At 53.4% G+C, this 16,125-nt stretch carries 26 protein-coding genes; 8 read left to right on the forward strand and 18 right to left on the reverse strand.

The genetic code is table 11. The features are described from left to right. Positions 1–270: 270 nt before the first annotated feature. On the forward strand, positions 271–747 hold the full coding sequence (locus D3M70_RS12250; protein WP_120126028.1) for a hypothetical protein: 477 nt from the start codon (positions 271–273) through the stop codon (positions 745–747). Positions 748–837: 90 nt separating this feature from the next. Then, entirely contained in the window at positions 838–1,329 is a 492-nt protein-coding gene (locus tag D3M70_RS12255; protein WP_120126029.1) for a hypothetical protein, read from the forward strand. A 54-nt stretch (positions 1,330–1,383) separates the two neighbouring features. Here the strand turns inward: D3M70_RS12255 and D3M70_RS12260 are convergent, their stop codons facing one another. From D3M70_RS12260 to D3M70_RS12295, 10 genes are all read right to left on the reverse strand, one after another. Then, positions 1,384–2,055 carry a PP2C family serine/threonine-protein phosphatase gene (locus D3M70_RS12260; RefSeq protein ID WP_120126030.1) on the reverse strand — a complete coding sequence of 224 codons (672 nt, stop codon included), beginning with the start codon at positions 2,053–2,055 and terminating at the stop codon, positions 1,384–1,386. Next, complete coding sequence (locus D3M70_RS12265; RefSeq protein WP_120126031.1) at positions 2,052–2,753, reverse strand: hypothetical protein; 702 nt, start codon at positions 2,751–2,753, stop codon at positions 2,052–2,054. Before D3M70_RS12265 ends, D3M70_RS12260 begins: the two co-directional genes overlap by 4 nt. A gap of 1 nt (position 2,754) precedes the next feature. Then, positions 2,755–3,549, reverse strand: a complete 795-nt coding sequence (locus tag D3M70_RS12270; RefSeq protein ID WP_177418413.1) for a MarR family transcriptional regulator — start codon at positions 3,547–3,549, stop codon at positions 2,755–2,757. A gap of 1,176 nt (positions 3,550–4,725) precedes the next feature. Then, the gene (locus tag D3M70_RS12275; protein ID WP_120126033.1) at positions 4,726–4,956 is read right to left on the reverse strand and encodes a hypothetical protein; all 231 of its coding nucleotides are present in this window, start codon (positions 4,954–4,956) and stop codon (positions 4,726–4,728) included. A gap of 11 nt (positions 4,957–4,967) precedes the next feature. Continuing rightward, positions 4,968–5,210 carry a hypothetical protein gene (locus D3M70_RS12280; RefSeq protein ID WP_120126034.1) on the reverse strand — a complete coding sequence of 81 codons (243 nt, stop codon included), beginning with the start codon at positions 5,208–5,210 and terminating at the stop codon, positions 4,968–4,970. Positions 5,211–5,229: 19 nt separating this feature from the next. Beyond that, positions 5,230–5,484: a hypothetical protein gene (locus tag D3M70_RS31695; RefSeq protein ID WP_133306457.1), complete on the reverse strand. Its 255-nt coding sequence runs from the start codon at positions 5,482–5,484 to the stop codon at positions 5,230–5,232. A gap of 73 nt (positions 5,485–5,557) precedes the next feature. Then, complete coding sequence (locus D3M70_RS31930) at positions 5,558–5,695, reverse strand: hypothetical protein (RefSeq protein WP_165869785.1); 138 nt, start codon at positions 5,693–5,695, stop codon at positions 5,558–5,560. Positions 5,696–5,708: 13 nt separating this feature from the next. Continuing rightward, complete coding sequence (locus D3M70_RS12285) at positions 5,709–6,089, reverse strand: hypothetical protein (RefSeq protein WP_120126035.1); 381 nt, start codon at positions 6,087–6,089, stop codon at positions 5,709–5,711. A gap of 385 nt (positions 6,090–6,474) precedes the next feature. After that, positions 6,475–6,672, reverse strand: coding sequence for a hypothetical protein (locus tag D3M70_RS12290; protein ID WP_120126036.1), 198 nt, complete (start codon positions 6,670–6,672; stop codon positions 6,475–6,477). Between the two features lie 17 nt (positions 6,673–6,689). Further along, positions 6,690–7,235: a hypothetical protein gene (locus tag D3M70_RS12295; RefSeq protein ID WP_120126037.1), complete on the reverse strand. Its 546-nt coding sequence runs from the start codon at positions 7,233–7,235 to the stop codon at positions 6,690–6,692. A 241-nt stretch (positions 7,236–7,476) separates the two neighbouring features. Here D3M70_RS12295 and D3M70_RS12300 point away from each other — a divergent pair, with 241 nt between their 5' ends. Beyond that, positions 7,477–8,331 carry an HNH endonuclease gene (locus D3M70_RS12300; protein WP_120126038.1) on the forward strand — a complete coding sequence of 285 codons (855 nt, stop codon included), beginning with the start codon at positions 7,477–7,479 and terminating at the stop codon, positions 8,329–8,331. Between the two features lie 180 nt (positions 8,332–8,511). Here the strand turns inward: D3M70_RS12300 and D3M70_RS12305 are convergent, their stop codons facing one another. The 6 genes from D3M70_RS12305 to D3M70_RS31935 all read right to left on the reverse strand — a co-directional run bounded on the left by D3M70_RS12305 (position 8,512) and on the right by D3M70_RS31935 (position 12,622). Then, positions 8,512–8,724, reverse strand: a complete 213-nt coding sequence (locus D3M70_RS12305) for a hypothetical protein (RefSeq protein WP_120126039.1) — start codon at positions 8,722–8,724, stop codon at positions 8,512–8,514. Positions 8,725–8,824: 100 nt separating this feature from the next. After that, a complete protein-coding gene (locus tag D3M70_RS12310) occupies positions 8,825–9,355 on the reverse strand; it encodes an Arc family DNA-binding protein (protein ID WP_120126040.1) in 531 nt (176 codons plus the stop codon). A 239-nt stretch (positions 9,356–9,594) separates the two neighbouring features. After that, positions 9,595–10,023, reverse strand: a complete 429-nt coding sequence (locus tag D3M70_RS12315) for a hypothetical protein (RefSeq protein WP_120126041.1) — start codon at positions 10,021–10,023, stop codon at positions 9,595–9,597. Between the two features lie 192 nt (positions 10,024–10,215). After that, the gene (locus tag D3M70_RS12320) at positions 10,216–10,647 is read right to left on the reverse strand and encodes a hypothetical protein (protein WP_120126042.1); all 432 of its coding nucleotides are present in this window, start codon (positions 10,645–10,647) and stop codon (positions 10,216–10,218) included. A gap of 183 nt (positions 10,648–10,830) precedes the next feature. Further along, entirely contained in the window at positions 10,831–12,120 is a 1,290-nt protein-coding gene (locus D3M70_RS12325) for a site-specific DNA-methyltransferase (RefSeq protein ID WP_120126043.1), read from the reverse strand. Between the two features lie 25 nt (positions 12,121–12,145). Next, the gene (locus tag D3M70_RS31935) at positions 12,146–12,622 is read right to left on the reverse strand and encodes a hypothetical protein (RefSeq protein ID WP_120126044.1); all 477 of its coding nucleotides are present in this window, start codon (positions 12,620–12,622) and stop codon (positions 12,146–12,148) included. A 483-nt stretch (positions 12,623–13,105) separates the two neighbouring features. On the opposite strand from D3M70_RS31935, the gene D3M70_RS12335 reads away from it, so the two are divergent. The 5 genes from D3M70_RS12335 to D3M70_RS12350 all read left to right on the forward strand — a co-directional run bounded on the left by D3M70_RS12335 (position 13,106) and on the right by D3M70_RS12350 (position 14,924). Beyond that, complete coding sequence (locus tag D3M70_RS12335) at positions 13,106–13,453, forward strand: LexA family transcriptional regulator (RefSeq protein WP_133306459.1); 348 nt, start codon at positions 13,106–13,108, stop codon at positions 13,451–13,453. Positions 13,454–13,646: 193 nt separating this feature from the next. Further along, positions 13,647–13,805: a hypothetical protein gene (locus tag D3M70_RS31940; RefSeq protein ID WP_165869787.1), complete on the forward strand. Its 159-nt coding sequence runs from the start codon at positions 13,647–13,649 to the stop codon at positions 13,803–13,805. A 107-nt stretch (positions 13,806–13,912) separates the two neighbouring features. Continuing rightward, positions 13,913–14,167: a hypothetical protein gene (locus tag D3M70_RS12340; RefSeq protein ID WP_120126046.1), complete on the forward strand. Its 255-nt coding sequence runs from the start codon at positions 13,913–13,915 to the stop codon at positions 14,165–14,167. 146 nt (positions 14,168–14,313) lie between these two features. Continuing rightward, a complete protein-coding gene (locus D3M70_RS12345) occupies positions 14,314–14,577 on the forward strand; it encodes a hypothetical protein (RefSeq protein WP_120126047.1) in 264 nt (87 codons plus the stop codon). A gap of 8 nt (positions 14,578–14,585) precedes the next feature. Further along, positions 14,586–14,924 carry a hypothetical protein gene (locus D3M70_RS12350; protein ID WP_133306460.1) on the forward strand — a complete coding sequence of 113 codons (339 nt, stop codon included), beginning with the start codon at positions 14,586–14,588 and terminating at the stop codon, positions 14,922–14,924. Positions 14,925–15,223: 299 nt separating this feature from the next. Here D3M70_RS12350 and D3M70_RS12355 read toward each other — a convergent pair whose 3' ends face one another. Next, positions 15,224–15,484, reverse strand: a complete 261-nt coding sequence (locus tag D3M70_RS12355) for a hypothetical protein (protein WP_120126049.1) — start codon at positions 15,482–15,484, stop codon at positions 15,224–15,226. Between the two features lie 207 nt (positions 15,485–15,691). After that, entirely contained in the window at positions 15,692–16,078 is a 387-nt protein-coding gene (locus D3M70_RS12360; protein ID WP_256659826.1) for a hypothetical protein, read from the reverse strand. Positions 16,079–16,125 lie beyond the last annotated feature (47 nt).

Below are 16,125 nucleotides of genomic sequence, written 5' to 3' on the forward strand. Positions count from 1 at the left end.
AAAACTCCATGGCAATGCGGCATGATGCTCCGGCTTCAATTCAATAACCGTGTTGCACTCAGCTTCTGCAACCGCCCCTCATCTGAGATGGTGGAGATGCATAACAAGCATGCTCCTACGTATCACTGGCGATACCGGTGGCCAGTTTGGCCCGACCAACGTCGACGATGCATCAAACCTAACGTTGCTTGACACTGCGACGAATCACACACCCAGAGGGGTCCATCCCCCTTAGGGCTTGGACTCCTTTATTACAGAAAGGAAATCCACATGAAAAAATTCACGGTAATTATCCAAGACTCAATCACCAGCCAGATCGTCTGCTACCACGTTGAGGCAAAAGGATCGCTGAAAGCTTTCGCATTAGCTGAAGCCATGTTTTCAGATTTTGAAATCTTGGTTGCACTTCCAGGGTGGCTTCAAGAATCGGACGATATGTCCTCTCCTGGAGACAGCCTTGTGAATACTGCGACAGTTCTTGGGCAGCCAGAGGTCTTTGTGAAGCCGGCGTACGTCCTCACAGCAACGGCTATCGAGGCAGTGCTGGAGAAGCACTCTTTTGGTGTGGCCGATAAGCCCGGAAATTGCTTTGATAAATTGGCAGCCGAACTCCTCAGCGAACTCGATCACTGCGAAGTTATCGATGATGCGATGAAGATCGACGCAAATACCCAGACCTACAACGACCAAGCAAAGCGCGAAGAAATTAAATCTTCGCTGTTAGCTAAGGGCGTTTTCGGCTTGTAACCGTCCAGCGCCATCGATCACCAACCTTTCTTGAGGGAGCACCTGCCCCCTCGGGGCTGGAGCTCCCTAAATTTTCTGAGGAGCATTTCAATGAGCACAATCAAAAGCTTTCGTACTGATGCACGAGGTGGGGGGGATCTGGACAACATGCCCAACATCGTCACTTTCGCCGTCGACGAAAACCTAGCTAGGGAGATCGCCTCACTAGCCGAGTTCGTGGCTAGCCACGGCCTTCATAAAGTCGAAAAATTCGACGGCCGTGCGCAGTTCCTGCGGCACGATCCAATGATTGATCCAGACCAGGCATTGGTTCTAGGAGATGAAAATCATGTACGGACTGAGTGTGGTTGTCTGGCTGTGTCAGGATCGGAGTTCTGGTTTACCGCCTTTGTAAAACACACTGACGAGGAGGTGTCCTCTCCTCGCCAGTCGATAAAAGAGTTAATTCTTCACTTCATGCAGGAGGAAAGCGCACCAGCGATGGTCACTTGCGCGAACTGCACTGCAGAGGTCGAAGAGGTCATCGGCTGTCCGGATGGTTCGGAAGTCTGCAACCCATGCTTCGAATCAGGAAGCAGATAAATCAAAGCCCAGTCTCTTCGGAGGCTGGGTTTTTTTGTGCTGCTAAGGAGACTGCTAAACGGTCACATCGATCCAGGTTACGTCATCACTTGCGCTGGCGATCACGTCGCTCGGTGCATTAAGCGCAGCGGCCTGCTGTTCCTCAGTAAGCTCAGCCCAAAATCCATCCGTAGCACAGATAAAGCGAGCCCCGGCGGGAGCCGGCTGGTGAACGAAGAACGGATCTGGCAGGCGGTTTGGTCTCAGGCTGCGAGTGACCTGATTCCGAGCAGGATCTTGGGCGATTTCGATGTGGGACCGATCTTGCTTCCAATTTGCCCGGCAATGTGGGGACGTGAACCACTCAATTGCCCCGCCGCTTCCTGCAATACCGCAGGAACAATCACCCTCGTAGGCAACTGTCAGTTTTCCGTTTGATACCACGGCCACCAGGTAGCTTGCTGTCCCGGTCAGAGTCGCGAACAGTTGATGATGCAGATCTTTCAGAATGATCCTCAATAGCTGCTCTACCTGACTGTGGTCAAAGTCCTCAGCTCCTCGCTCGATATGAGCCCGGTAAGCATCGATCACACCTTGAACCAAGGCTTGCGCGAGCTCGCAACTGCCGGGCTTTGTAGTGCCGTCCACGATAAGGAACAGTCCACGATCGCCGTCGCATACGGCCGCTGCGCAATCGTGGTTAACCTCACGCTCCCGCCCTTTTACAGATCGTGTCAGGTAAATCATGCTATGGCACTCAGGTCTTTCATGCGCTTATGAATGACCATTTCTCGGCCAGGGTTTGCCCGAACCGATCCCGAACTCAGTATCGCGTAATCGATTCCGCTTAGCGTGGATAGTTGACCAACTCCTTCAGCGATGTATGTTCTGAGCTCGACGCTGGCCTGCTGGACCTCCCCCAGCAATTCAGGACGTCCATCGATCAAGATCACGATGTCTTCCACGTCCTTATGGTAAGGGTCGTTTTTGCCGCGACCTTTGAAGGCTTCAATTTTCGTCGCCAAGAAATAGGCCGGTCTGAATATCCTGATGACCCTCTTACTGGGGAGTTCAAATGGCACGGCCAGCGCCAGTCCTTCCACGTACCAGCGATTTGCATAGCCGAGAATTTTCGGGTCACTGGGCATTACGTCAACAATTACGTCGTTGAATCTGAAGCGACAATTGACTTCGTCCTCACCTGTGATCTTGAAGCCCTTCGCGGCTAGTCGGTATGTCAGCTTTTCCCACGCTGAAATGCCAGCTAGCTCAATCACCAGATCAACGTCATCGGTGAACCGAATGTCATCAAGCACCGCGGTGTCAGTCACCAGCATTGCTGTCGTGCATCCACCAACGAACGCGCATTCAGCTAGAAAATCGTCTCCCAATCCGTCCGCAACGAGCGAGATTAGCTCGTAGTTGTGGTCTGCATTAGATCCCATGTTATTTGAGCCCCATCCCTGCCTTGAGTATGTTTACGGCTACCCCGCACTCTCTCGGGCCACCAACACGAATCGCGTCAACTAGTGCCAGATAGTGATACAGGGTCCGGTCCTTTTTTACCGCATCAGGCACCGTTTTGTAGAGTGGCTCGATCGCCTGGCCCCGCTCGGTTCCGAGTGGATCCGGCCACACCGGGATGAGCCCCCCTGCACTTTTTAGACTCTTAGAAAGCGCCGGCGCTGCGAAACCTGTAGGAATACCGCGAACGATTGCACCAGGTCTCACTGGAAAAAAATACTTAAGGGCGTGCTCAGTTATTTTGAGGAGCTCGCGACGATTTACCTTCGGCAGAGAGGTTTCGTAGTCATTGGTCAAAAGCCCGGCCTCGCGACATCGCACCAGAGAGTTCGACACTTCACTCTTACTCAGGCCAAGCGAGGCCGAAAGAGATCGCAGTGAGTAATTCTCCTTCCAGCTCGTCACTGGTGTTGACGGAACAGCTTCCGTCCAGCCTTCCCAAACGTCACTGTCCCCCATCGGTGAGTCCAACTCTTGCGGTCTAAACACGATGTCCTGATCTTCAAATTGATGGTCAGACAACGCACGCCCTACCGGATCACCAGCCGACAGTAGCCCACGGTTTTCCGGCTGCAAAAGGCTCCTCACCAATTCTGATGTCGACTCCGACTCCATGCGACCAAAGAGATTTTCCTCTTGAGCGTGAAGGCTAGTCATTTTGAACAGAATCAGAATATCTTGACTTTTCACACAATGAACCCCGGCAAGTGTCCACATTCCATAAAACATGGACACTTGTCGCACGCTCGTAGCCCGCTTGTCAATGGCAATTTTTTGACCGCATTTTCCAAAGGAGTAAGAAAGTACCCAATTTTTATGGTTGACATATGGAATTAGCCTAAATCCTATGTGTCCACGATCTATAAATTGTGGACGACGTGGAATGACAACCTACTCCAAAGTCAAGCTTTTTTAGGCGAGGCCGTATGGAGTCACTACCCGCTACGAGTTATTGCTGCACTGGATGATCGTATAGGCCCGAGGAGTTGGCGTTGCCGAACCGTTGAGGCTAGGCCGCAGGAATACTGCTCAGATGACTAACTGAATCGACAAAAAAAGGACAACCCAGTGATGGTTGCCCTTTCAAACTTGAGCGTTACCACTCAGAGACCAAAAGGCCTGCAGAGTTCGATTTTATCAGCTACTGCGTAACGCAAAGGTATCTGCCCGAACGCCGCAGTATTCGCGATCATTAAAAGGCATCCCACAATAGCGAAATGCTTTGCCCAGGCTTTTGGTCGAATTAATTGCAGTGCATACAAGAGGATTGAAATCCCCGCAAACCAGACTATGGAGTTGCTGCAAGAAAATGGTGAATCCAGCATATTGTTCCTATTCTGAGTCGACTTCTACTTTTGGATATAGATGCTCAGCCGCGGCCAAGCACTTCGAACATTTCTTCATATGCACTGGTACGGTCGCATCATCCTTCCATACAAGCCACTTACCCCGTTGTTTCATGTGGTGCGCCGTGTTTTTCGGTTTGTGCCCGCACAGCGACATGCCGGTGGGCGGGATCACGAAGTGAACCAGAGATCCACCATTGGCCCGTGCCATACGAGGGTGTAGGTCGGCTTTAGGGACCTTCGTTGGACGCGGCACGTGCTCAGATTTGCTTGGTGGCTCAATCGGACCACTGTGACACTCCCAGTGCGCACCGGTCGGGCCATGAAGCGCGGCACCGTCTGCTACTGGCTGCTCACAGAGGTAACAAGTGCTGGCTTCAATGTGCGCCTCAATCTTAATTCGGCGAGCTTCGCGCAGAGCGTAAAGCTCGGGCGTCCAAGCGGTCCTGGTTGTAAGCAGCATGGCGGAGCCCTATAAATTACAGGATACGAAAAGCCCATCCCTTTACGAGTTCGGCCCAGCGACAGATGGGCCTACGCGGTATCGCTATATTTTCGACGTCGAAGGGCGTTTACGTTTGGCCTGATTAAGCAGCATCAAGCCTCTTGGAAGCCAAGGGAAAAACCAGCCAGTCACGCAAAACTGCAATGCGTTAATTTCAACCCCCGGCACATACTGAATCGGCTGGCCATCGCTCTTTGCGTAGACCCAGCACCAAAGTGCGGTCCAGAGGATCAGCGCCCAAATCTTGAGGGCTTTGGCCTGTACATCTGTCATTTTCATTTTCCCTAGTGTGCGATCTGAGCGACTTTGGCCTGGTCGATCAGCTGTTTTGCGAGCGCCTCACCCGCTTCCGTCAGGTCGTAATCAGCGCACGCGTAAGCCACAAGACCGCGTTCTTTAAGCGCTTTACAGGTGCGCACCCGTGCGGCGTAAGACAATGGGCCATGGACACCGAAATCATCCCAACCCCAGCCAGTCCCAAGCTTCATCAGTACGTTTTGCATCGGCTCGCTGAGCTTGGTAGCCATGCCAATATTTCCTCGACCGTTAAGCATTCCGTGGATCATTCGCTGGAGTTGAAGCTAACCAAGAAAACAATGCGTAGATTGCGATTGCGATCACTCCAGACAAAATTACGCTTAAAAAGCAACGCTGTATCCAGCATCCAAGCTCAGCGAATTTATCTCCAACATCAGTTAGTGCAAACCAACCCATCCAATCAACGAAGTCTTGGGCGTAACCGTAGAGAATCGCAGTTAAGCCAACAATTATGATTACTTGCCAAGGCTCAATCTTATTCACGTCGACTTCCGTAAGGTCATGCGGAGCCTGCCCGCACCAGCGGGACGCTCTACGCAGGTCATCATTTACTTTCCTACACACTGGACGGTCCAAACGCATACCGGGCAAGGATTCCGGCGATTTCGACGATGCGTCCCAGTTGGCAATCAGGGCGCTTTGCTTCGTCTCTCAGAGTGACCAGCCAGGCCATCACATGTTCGTTGTGTTTCATCAGTCTGTCCCTGCTATGCGGGCTGCTGGTTCTGAACATCAGACGAGGCCACAACATTGCGAGCAGTAGCGGACGGGATTTCGACATTCTCCATAACCATGAACCTGGCGAACGACTCGGGAGCCACCTTGGAAGCCGATGGCCCGATCGCAACTGGCCTGGATGGGTCCATATTGGTCAAGTCGTATGGTTTACCGGCGCTGGCCTGCCAGAATTCGTCCATGAAAAAAGGTGCAGCCCCTGCTTTTTTGCCCCTGAAGAAAGAGCCGCGCGGAAGACGATCGGTCGGGCGCAAAAGTCGACGCCACTCATCAAAAGCAGCCGTCTTCTTAATCTGGCAGAGCCGCTCACGATCAGCGGGCGTAAGTTCCTGAACAGCGGTGAGGATCTGCATTGCGAGTCCTTGTGATCTACAGAGCAGAAGAGCCTTCTCTATGGCCTGCATTTTCCCTCACAGCAGTGGATTGAACCTACTAATCCGAGCCCGCAACGGTACTAAACCGACACCCGCGCCAACGCCAACGCCAACGCCAGCTCCGATGCTGGACGCGAATATTCAGGTGCCTCTTAGGTTGTTGCTCACTACAAAATCCCGCCCCAACCAAGCATTCGGTCTGTTATCAGAGCAACGTGGATCAGATGGTGCAATGGATCGGGAGGAAACCGGCAAGGCTGGGGCTCGATCGGCGGCTTCTTGGGGGATCCGCAACCCATGGCGGTCGGGTGTTTTGTCCAGGCGAAAAAAAACCCGGCAAGCAAACGCATGCCGGGTTTTTTTCTTACCCTTCCCAATAAGGCCAAATCTGCCCTATCGCTTTACATTCAACTGCAACGCCGTCTTCAGCTTCAGACGCTGGAAGATTCAGGGCACCACATTCCTTTGCCTCAGCCAGCACATTATGGAAGATGGTGCGAAGGTCTTCAAAATCAAAGGCCTCAGCGTATTCGATTCGAAGGTTGATCTCTGCGAAAGCCATATTTTCTTACCTCGCAATCAGAGCACAATGATCTGGTAGTCATTGGTAACCGTGCTCTTCTTACGCTTGAGGACCTTCACAATTTCTTGCTCCGTAGCGTTCTGCATATACATCACAAGCTGATAATCCTCACCTTGTGGCGGATGAACCCAAGCCATAACACGGTGGGTATATCCCTGTTTCTTATTCTTGGCATCGTCCCGTTTGAGTTTTTCATCACTCTCTTGTCGAGCTTTTTCGTACTCGGCGTTCAGAGCGTCCATGAAGCACTCATTGCATTCACCGTCGCGGTTTGTGCGGCAGGTTGCAGGGTCAAATGCGGGCTTACTGCAACTCTTGCAGGGAACTATCTGAACTGTATCCAGAAGGGCCTTGCAGTCATCTTCAGTAGCATTCTCGATCGCGATTTCTTTCTTCTGCACAATCGTGTTCCCACCACTGCCTTCAATTTTGACGGTCAGCTGAAGTCCATACCCTGGGTACATGAAGCTGCACGGGCTGATTTCAGCAGTCAGCACAGCATCACCGCTGGTTGCAGAACATTGGAAATTACGAGAAATCATGATGTAGCTCCTAGGAAAAATCGCGGAGCTACCCCAAGCGGGATAGCATCCCCGCGAGGGTTAGAGGTGCTGCTTAAGCAGCTTTTGGTGGCAGGTAGTCTGCCAATCATTCGAGCCGGAGCATCCGACAAGAAAGAAACTTTTTGAGTGCCATTTGGCGAGTGCCCGAAGTATATCCTGGTGGTGGAAAGAGACAACCCTATCGAATATCGTTCCGCGCTAGAGCCTTTGAGAGGAAGAGATGGCCATTTTTCAGTACGAGATGTTGACCAGAGCGATGCACGCATTGGGAGGACGTCAATCGCTCTCAGCGCTGCAGCAATGGTGTAGCGAACAGGGTACTACTCTGGGCGATGCTCACGCAGTCGCGTCTGTCATCACCGTGAATGATCGCAACCGGTTCCAAGGCAACCGCAACAGTCACCGGACGATTTTTCGTTCTGACTTGAATGACCCCAAGGACGTCCTCTACCGGCGAGGCGTCGGGCGCACTAAAACGTACGAACTGTATGACCCAGCTACTCATGGGATCTGGGATGGTATGGAGGTAAGCCCCGGAAAAATCTTCCCATTTTGCCTGGTCGAACCTGAATTGCTCCAAGCTATGGAAGACTTCCCGGCAGACTTGCCAGCGACTGTCCAACCAGACGAAGCGGCTCCAGACGAAGATTCCCGGAAAAAAGCACTCAGGCTTATCGCACAGCGCGAGGGCGCGGTGGCGTTCCGCTCTGACTTGATCCGCGCATATAGCGGTACCTGCGCAATTACAGGATGCAGTGTCGTGGACATTCTTGAGGCTGCTCACATCAAGCCTTATCGGGGAGCAGCCTCCAATGCCGTTAACAACGGGATTCTTCTCCGCGCAGACGCGCATACGCTGTTTGATAAAGGATTGATCTGGCTAGACGAATCGTTGAGTGTTGTCATCTCTCGACGTCTCGCCGGCAGCGAATACGCAGTGTTTTCCGGACGAGCTCTCGCCGCTACACGCGTCGCTTCCGATCAGCCACTGCCGGAGAACGTAGCGAGTCACAGAGCATTTGCTGTGGCCCTTGAAAATCGGCGACGGCAAGAAGATGAAGACTTAAGCCCCTAGCACTCCTTGGGCCAGCCCACGGCACTGTCGAAGCAAAACGGTGGTAGCCACTTCACTTGTCGACCGTTTCCCGACCAGGAGTGCGTTGGTCCGTTGCTTGATAACATGGGATGTACTTATCCGAACCAAACTGAACCAGTATTTCCAGATCCCAAGATGCGCGTTGAAGGGAGCGTTCGATTATTCGATGCAGGCCGCTGCCTGAGATCCCGCACGTCCTGAAATCTGGTCAGCGCGTCCCCTCCAAAACTTCGCCTTCTGAAAGCAGCGCTCGGCCTTCGTCACTCTGCCATCCTCGGAAGCCTTAATGCCGTCAGCAAGCCATTGATTCGCCCGCTCTTCGGCATCAATGCCATGCTCGTCCGGCGTGACGTCAAGTGGAGCAGGATGCATGGACCTATACCTCATCTATGACCGAGAGCGCTTAACGCAAGGTAGACGACCAAAATACACCGCCCAAATCGCCGCATAGGCAATCATCACCTTGCATCAGTCAAGCTGCTCGACCCAACGCATTGTTATTTTCTTCGAATATGCATGCGCCAAGCAGTGCATTGGTTTGACGCTGTACATCTACCCACCAAATCAATGCCTCAACAATCCAACCATTTTTGGTCACTGAGTCCCCTTCTGCTTCGCGGGCTCGATCCACTGCATCCGCAATTGCTTCACGAACGCCCAGCGGAAAACGGATAACTGTCTTCTTCGTCTCAGAACCAGTTTGAGCGTCAAAAGGTTTAATACCGGCTAGAGCAAATGCCGCTTTGGTATCGCCGAGTCTGGCGCAGAGGCATTGTCGAGTAAGGCGAGCTGCTTGACGACCGGCGATCTTCGCCTGGATCGCTTGCACGATTTCTGAATTGACGCTTCGGCCTTGGGTGTTTCCGAGCTCGGCCACTGCATCGAACAAAGAATGGGGCCCTCGCAGTACGAATTTGTCCGCCGTACGAGAGCTATAGCCAGCAGGGTCACGGGGCGAACGAGCGTTACCGGGGGCTTGCGAAGGTGATTTCTGTTGAGTCATGAGTTTTGGCTTCCGCAGCGATGTGATAACACAAGGCTATCAAGGGATACAGATATGCAAGCCGGTAATCTGTACCCAATGCGGAGCGGATTGGCATTCATCACTCAGGGACGGTCGCCTGGATACCAAGTGGACCGTCTTCTAAGAATTGCACCTACCTGCGTAGGATTTCCGCGATCTTTGCTACAGCTGGCAATTCAGGATTCGCAAGCAGGCTCGAGCATCCGACCTACCTGGATTTACACGCCCACTGCACTTTGGAGCTTTTGATTTGCGCGAACTCGTCTCCGGGTGGCGACGAAGCTCAGCCAGATGCCGGCAGCGGATAGAACGACTGTAACGACAACCAACCCAGTCACTGCGGGCGAGCCTCCAACCATGTGCCAGTCCTTGGGATCATAGAGCATGGCAGGGATCTTGTGATTCAATTCAAAGCTGGCTGGAACTTCAGGATTTGGCGTAACGATCCAGCTGTCACGCAACGTACCTTCCACCTTGCCCTCGATCCTACATGACCCATCCTTGACAGGCGCCTGCAGGAATTGACATAGAGCTGACTCTTTCACAAAAACTGTCGCTTTGTCGATGATCTGCATTGCGAACCCGATGTGTATCGCCGCCCAGAACACAAACGCCTGCCAGCCGATAGAGATGACAAAATTAATCATGTCTCCACCCTTCCCCTTGTCGAACTTTAAGGCTAGCGGGAATTCTACTTGGCGTAGTGACCGGCGTCGGAACCGCTAGAAACGAGGTATAGACTTGTATCGTCGGCATTAATTACAGCATCCATTTCAATCTACTTGGCTAAATTCAGCCCCCCCAAAGCCGGCGCACTTTCCGGCGCCAGCTCATCCAGATCACTCTGGACAGGGTTGCCACATGATATCAGAGATAGGCTGTTCGCCTTTGACGAGCGCCAAGGCAGTCTGCAGATCCACAAGGACTTCCGCCGTCCCATCTGATTCGTGACTAACGAAGGCGACCTGTTCCAGGAGCGTGATTGCTTTTGCCAGCGCCGCTGATACCACTCCAGAGTTCGGAATCGACGCATTGCACTCGGCGATCTGGGCGTTGAATTGAGCATGCTTAGGGCCATAGCCTTGCTCTTGAACTACGCGCACCGGATGAGGGGCGCAGATAACAGCTGCGGCCAACTCAGTCGACATGTCAGCATGGCCGAGCTCCCGGCCGAGCATTTCCAGTGCCCGAACATCGTTGAAGCTGAAGCCGTCAGCAACCAACTCCGGTGCAACGTCAAATCGAATAGTCCAGCTGTAAGGTTGAATCATGTGCCAATCCTCGAGGTTGATGATGGGGTCACTGAATGCGCGTGAAAGAACCTTTCGCGCATTAGGGTGACGCAACCATCAAACAGCGAGTTCTTGGATATGCAACCGTTCACAGGAACACTCATCTCACCACGGTTCTGTGGACGAATTTGGGACGTGATTCTTCTTTCTTTGAGGCGTCCCCTATCTTGCGCAACCAGTCGCAAAGGCGCGATCAATATGGGGGTTCAACCAGAAGCCTGGTCGACCTCGAAACAGCTCAGCACCGCCTCTGACGTACTCAAGATTGATTTCCCCTGTCATCCATCTGCGGTTGTTGATTTCCGCAGCCAGGCCCGTTATGCCGCGCCCCCCGAACGGATCGATTACTAGGTCACCCGGCTCTGTAAGGAACTGGATAAGGAACTCGGGCACTGATAAAGGTTGGCCGGCGCCATGAGGCGGAAGGCCCAGCTCAAGAGCAGCTCGCCGATGTTGAATTCCATAGGCGCACCGGTGCCCCCTTTTGATGATGTTCCGAGGAATGCGTCCGGCGGTTTCTGCGCCGAAGCTTCCGACTTTCAAGCGATATGCACCATCGCCGTAATTGGTCTCACGCTTCTCCCCGCCAGACTGAATCAGTTTCAGATGCCGATCACGATGAGGTTCAAGAACACGACGATTATTGGCCTTTACCTTCAGAGGGTTTTTGCAAAACCAGAGAATCGGTTCCCACGCGGTATTGAGTTGCTGGCGTGTAACAGATGCCCACTGCAGAGGGCCAGGCATTTTCGACGGATTTTCCCAGATAAGACGATCCATCAAGCTCAGAGAAAATCGATCGCAGATCTCCAGTACCAGACGCTCCACGTAGGTCGATCGAGCTGGAGTCCCTTTCAGGAAAATATCGTTCGAGACGTTGCAACACAGGCTTCCATCTTCAGCTAAAGCGTCAACGACGGGCTCAAGGGTTTCGCAGATGAAGTCGACAATTTCACGCTCGCCGACATTCCCGTAAGCGCGTGACCTAGAAAGTGGAAAGGGTGGACTAGTGAATACGAGTGTGACCGGAACATCCAAACGTTTGAAAGCATCGCCCGATGGGCCCCAGATTGCCACGCCAAGGTCAGTACGGTACCCCAACAACTTCACCCCCGGCTTGGCTGCATGCAGCTCTCGTTTAGCCGCTTCGGTAAGCCGCCATACACCCCGCTCACCTTTGACCCTCTCAAGCACATTCAGGCGCTTGAGTGTCTGCTGCTGCCAGCGGATCTGCCGACGCGCAAGGCTATGCCGTTGCCCACTTTGACCAACTGGGACCCTCTCCTCGAGGACGGAAAGTGGTACACCCGCCGTTCTGGCCACAAGACCGTACAGCATGTCGTTAGTCAGGGAGGTTTCAGGATTCGCCTTGTAGACGCTGGCGACAGCGTCTAAGCCAAATAGCTCCCCTTGGCCGGGAGCGCTTTGGCGCTTTGAGCGAGTGGGTTTCATATGTGTGTACCTTGAGAGCTACGTGTCAGAAACGTACGGTGGATTGCATGCACAAGCGCTGCGAGTGGATCACCTGCAGAAGACTGGGTGCTGTAGTTGGAATTAGCTTCGACTCACCAGAAATGACAAAGCGAGCGACGGGCTTGAATTCAAATACCGTTACACCACCAACCGTAGCGTCCATGTCGACCTCTTGTTCACCACCGAACAAATCAGGGTGGCCGGCTTCAAGATGATAATGCCCCGGCGTCAACTCAATGCGGGTGACGCAGGCTGGCGCCAGCACGACATCCTTACCGTTGATGGTCAGCTTCATCTGGTACAAACCAAAGTCACTAGCTCGATCTCGATAAACGTATAGCGCAGCGCCTCCCCGAGGAGCGACCATGCTGAGGGCTCGCAGTCCATCATCCGAACCACGCGACATCGTTTCCACGGTAGTACACCCCGACACTACTGCGAGGACGATGGCGGCTAGGCAGACCTTAAGAAATTTGAACATTGATAACGTACCTTTGGTGTGGCTGCGGCTGCAGCACTTACGACCGAGGTTACGGATAAACGTGAAACTGCAAGCTCAGATCGAGGCATGGTCTCTGACAGGATCTAGCGCTCAATGCGTGACCTTATGAGGCTCCAGACTGAACACCATGATTTCACCACCTGCCTCAGGTCGCGACTTAGCAAACGGCTGCCTTGGAAAATGAGACAGGGGCCAAACGTTGCAACGTAAACCGGCGGGTACTGTGCTGGCAGCTCGATGAATAATCAGTGGTGCGCTGTGCCGTCTTTTATTGAGTACACGCCATCCATATGCTGGCCACTGTTTTGGGAATCGGGCAGGTGTGTGATGGCGTGGGGCGGAGCAAAGAATGGGGGCTTCAGTACGAAGCAGCTTACGGATAGCGGGGTCATGGTCTTCAGAGGTCGAAGTTATACCGCTGAACAGATGCAAGGGCGTTCTGAGGCGATGATAGAGGCTGCGATGTTCATTAAAAACGAATCGCATCGGCTCAAGGAAGCTAGCGCATTGGCAACCGATTTAGTGACCGAGGCGGAGGAATGGGCCAAGAGGGCTAAGCGCTGTTGCGATGCGTTGACTCCTGGGCAGCGCCGAACCTATGAGCAATTAAAAGGATACCTAGTGCTCCATGGCCGCAGTCCTACGATGGTGGAATTAGCGGCACTGGAGCAGGTTACTTCCAGCACCATCCAGACGCGTATACGAGCGTTGGTGAACAAGGGCTTCGTCAGCAAGCTCGATAATGTGCAAGGTGGACTTTCGATTGCCGACGCTCCGCGAGGTGGCGATTCAGGGCAGCGATCTTTGTAAGGTCTCGAATTTTCCGTGAACATTCCACCGGGGCTGCTGCCTCCCTTGTCAGGAGGCCTCGACCTGACTATCTCCAGATCCAACACACTTCACGCGCAATCCTGAAGCGGCATCCACTTGCTCGCAGCGACGGTGCTTGCAGTCACGGGCGGGCCTGTTATACCAACCTAAACACTCATGTGGGAAAATGATCATGCCTGATTTCAGCAACATGACCGCCGCCGAGCTTTCGGTTTGGTACATCGAAAACGTTGGCTATGACATCGGGGTTGAAGATCCAAGCATGTCTCTGGAAAGCTACCGCGAACTTTGTGCAGAGATGTACGAACTGCACAACGAAGCCGCCGAGTAGTCAGTCTGCCCCAGTAAACCGGGGCTTCAAGGATAGCGTGGCGGCGCTATATCTGGTGTCGCTGGCCAACTGATCGAACAAATCATGTAGTGGTAAAGGGAAAGGCGATGCCCATCAAGATGAACGCGGCGCAGACCCGCAAGCTGGAAGCCAAGTTGGCCGGTTTCATCAACGACATCACAACCTCACCAGATCAGCAGACTATGCGACTGGCCAAGGCCAAGGCTGAAGGTGCGTTGGAGGGAATGAGCGAAATGGGATATCCGGCACTGTCGACCGAGGCTCAGCACAATCGCATCGACACCGCGGCGCGGAAGGCGGCACGAGCCCTAAATCTGCTGGCCCGCACGCAGATCGCGTAACTTATTTGTTCGAGGAAACCGACCAGAAGTTCTACCCGCCTTACGGCGGGTTTTCTTCACCAGTCGAGAAACAGATCAACTGATCTCTGAAAGCGCCCGGCTGTTGTATACCGGCACGCACACCACGCAGCAGGAAAAATCAACAGATGCCCGACCATACAGATAGTGAGTTGCACGATATTTGCTTTGCCTACATGTCGGCGATTTTCGACAAGGGCATGAAAAGCCAAGAAGAGATTGTCCAAGCCGTCTACAGAATCCGTGGCTTCGTCGACGCTGCACAACAGTTTCAAGGCATGTCCGAGCAGAGCGCTGATCAGATGAAGCAGACGATCATGTCGTTTGCTCTGCTACACGAAGAGCGGCTACAGCCGAAACCGTCCACCCGTGGCCACTACCTGCCGAGTTAAAAGAAAGCATGATGGACAACGAAACATTGGGATACCTCGCGCAACGCATTGAGGCGGTTGCCAGAGGCGATTTCTGCGAAGCTGCAGTGCTGGTCCGGAAGGTCATGGTGTCGCCTTCACTGGCACTTCAGAAACCCGATGCGGAGCACGCACTTTTCCAGGCCGTGTGGGACTACGTTTCAAAGGCGCTGGACCATGAAGACTACGACCCAGAGGACAAACAGGCGGTTTACGCACTGGAGGCCGAAATGGCTGGCCACGTTCTTAATTTTCGCATGGTGCGGGGTTGGCTACGTCGTTCTGAGACAGGCCCAACCGACTTCCCAGGCATCGACGAATTCATGTAGCCCCCCAAAGGTATACCCAGCCCAGCCGTCGAACCGCTGGGCCGAACCCGTTGAGAGCCACGGTAACCGTGCCCAAGATCGAGCAGGAAAACATAGCTGATGAGTGGAAGAGCTGAAGGACAGAAACCGCCTTGCTCTCCCAACGCGATAAGACGACCTACAAAGTGGGCAACTGTGAACAGGCTTACCAGCCTCCGGTCATTGTGGTCGCGTCACCATCCAAGCGACCGGTCTCACAACATTGAGCGCTGAGTCCAGACTTTCCTCGGTTAGCCCCGCAATGTGGTGTAGACAAGAACTCACACGAGGTAGTGAGCCCATGCCCATAAGCTGATAGCGGCGCCGATGAGTGCCGCTACGGCCTTGAGTGTCGAGCGATGCGGAGGCATCTGCGCGATCGCTCGGCGCAGCATTTCGCTGCCGACGGGTTGCAGATCGAAATACAGATGCATCAACGCGCGATAGGAGTATTTGATGGCCAGGTATACGAACACGGTCGTGACAACAAGCGCGAGAAGCTGAACCGTTCGTGGATCTACTGCAGGGGAGAAATCGCTCAACCGTACTTCCTTTCAGATAAAAGTGAATTCAGGACAATGAGATGGGACCGTACTGGCCTCGGCGTCAAGCCAAGGACGATGTCAAACCCAAGAGGGTTGTTAACGGCCTCAAATAAATCGGCCGGGACCAGTCGATGGTCATTTTGGTTCGCTCACACCCCAAAATCAGATGTCAGCATATGATACCCAACCGGCTGGGTGAGGTGACTAAACAGCGGGATTCATGAAGCTCGTGTACAACGCCCCCCAGTCGCGATGCATATCATCTGGCCGGCGTATAGCGTCACTCACCATCTCATCGGCACTTTGCCCTGTGCTACCTGCAACGGCCTGCCCCAAACGGATTAGGTGGATGGAAACGCCTTGTGCGCTTGCCTTAGTCGCAAACTCGAACTCAGCGCATTGCCCGTAGGTGAGTGCGGCGTCATAACGATCGCGAAGCATCGCAATAGCCTGGGCTTCCCTTTCCGGCACCAGGATCGAATGCCCGTTGAAGAAGGTGTTGCGTACACCGTTGAGCGCGACAACGGCATCTTGATAACGGGTTACGTCTATCACCGCCTCTACGGATGGATATTCTGGGTACTCAGCCACTGCTGGCCCTCCTCTTAAGTCAATTTTCAGGCCACGTCTACGCCACA

The organism is Pseudomonas sp. LS-2 (assembly GCF_003605735.1).
Taxonomy (GTDB): domain Bacteria; phylum Pseudomonadota; class Gammaproteobacteria; order Pseudomonadales; family Pseudomonadaceae; genus Aquipseudomonas.

Coding starts and splice junctions, on each gene's coding strand:
- D3M70_RS12250 (WP_120126028.1), top strand. CDS start 271: ATGAAAAAATTCACGGTAATTATCCAAGACTCAATCACCAGCCAGATC.
- D3M70_RS12255 (WP_120126029.1), top strand. CDS start 838: ATGAGCACAATCAAAAGCTTTCGTACTGATGCACGAGGTGGGGGGGAT.
- D3M70_RS12260 (WP_120126030.1), bottom strand. CDS start 2,055: ATGATTTACCTGACACGATCTGTAAAAGGGCGGGAGCGTGAGGTTAAC.
- D3M70_RS12265 (WP_120126031.1), bottom strand. CDS start 2,753: ATGGGATCTAATGCAGACCACAACTACGAGCTAATCTCGCTCGTTGCG.
- D3M70_RS12270 (WP_177418413.1), bottom strand. CDS start 3,549: ATGTGGACACTTGCCGGGGTTCATTGTGTGAAAAGTCAAGATATTCTG.
- D3M70_RS12275 (WP_120126033.1), bottom strand. CDS start 4,956: ATGACAGATGTACAGGCCAAAGCCCTCAAGATTTGGGCGCTGATCCTC.
- D3M70_RS12280 (WP_120126034.1), bottom strand. CDS start 5,210: ATGGCTACCAAGCTCAGCGAGCCGATGCAAAACGTACTGATGAAGCTT.
- D3M70_RS31930 (WP_165869785.1), bottom strand. CDS start 5,695: ATGAAACACAACGAACATGTGATGGCCTGGCTGGTCACTCTGAGAGAC.
- D3M70_RS12285 (WP_120126035.1), bottom strand. CDS start 6,089: ATGCAGATCCTCACCGCTGTTCAGGAACTTACGCCCGCTGATCGTGAG.
- D3M70_RS12290 (WP_120126036.1), bottom strand. CDS start 6,672: ATGGCTTTCGCAGAGATCAACCTTCGAATCGAATACGCTGAGGCCTTT.
- D3M70_RS12295 (WP_120126037.1), bottom strand. CDS start 7,235: ATGATTTCTCGTAATTTCCAATGTTCTGCAACCAGCGGTGATGCTGTG.
- D3M70_RS12300 (WP_120126038.1), top strand. CDS start 7,477: ATGGCCATTTTTCAGTACGAGATGTTGACCAGAGCGATGCACGCATTG.
- D3M70_RS12305 (WP_120126039.1), bottom strand. CDS start 8,724: ATGCATCCTGCTCCACTTGACGTCACGCCGGACGAGCATGGCATTGAT.
- D3M70_RS12310 (WP_120126040.1), bottom strand. CDS start 9,355: ATGACTCAACAGAAATCACCTTCGCAAGCCCCCGGTAACGCTCGTTCG.
- D3M70_RS12315 (WP_120126041.1), bottom strand. CDS start 10,023: ATGATTAATTTTGTCATCTCTATCGGCTGGCAGGCGTTTGTGTTCTGG.
- D3M70_RS12320 (WP_120126042.1), bottom strand. CDS start 10,647: ATGATTCAACCTTACAGCTGGACTATTCGATTTGACGTTGCACCGGAG.
- D3M70_RS12325 (WP_120126043.1), bottom strand. CDS start 12,120: ATGAAACCCACTCGCTCAAAGCGCCAAAGCGCTCCCGGCCAAGGGGAG.
- D3M70_RS31935 (WP_120126044.1), bottom strand. CDS start 12,622: ATGTTCAAATTTCTTAAGGTCTGCCTAGCCGCCATCGTCCTCGCAGTA.
- D3M70_RS12335 (WP_133306459.1), top strand. CDS start 13,106: ATGTTCATTAAAAACGAATCGCATCGGCTCAAGGAAGCTAGCGCATTG.
- D3M70_RS31940 (WP_165869787.1), top strand. CDS start 13,647: ATGCCTGATTTCAGCAACATGACCGCCGCCGAGCTTTCGGTTTGGTAC.
- D3M70_RS12340 (WP_120126046.1), top strand. CDS start 13,913: ATGCCCATCAAGATGAACGCGGCGCAGACCCGCAAGCTGGAAGCCAAG.
- D3M70_RS12345 (WP_120126047.1), top strand. CDS start 14,314: ATGCCCGACCATACAGATAGTGAGTTGCACGATATTTGCTTTGCCTAC.
- D3M70_RS12350 (WP_133306460.1), top strand. CDS start 14,586: ATGATGGACAACGAAACATTGGGATACCTCGCGCAACGCATTGAGGCG.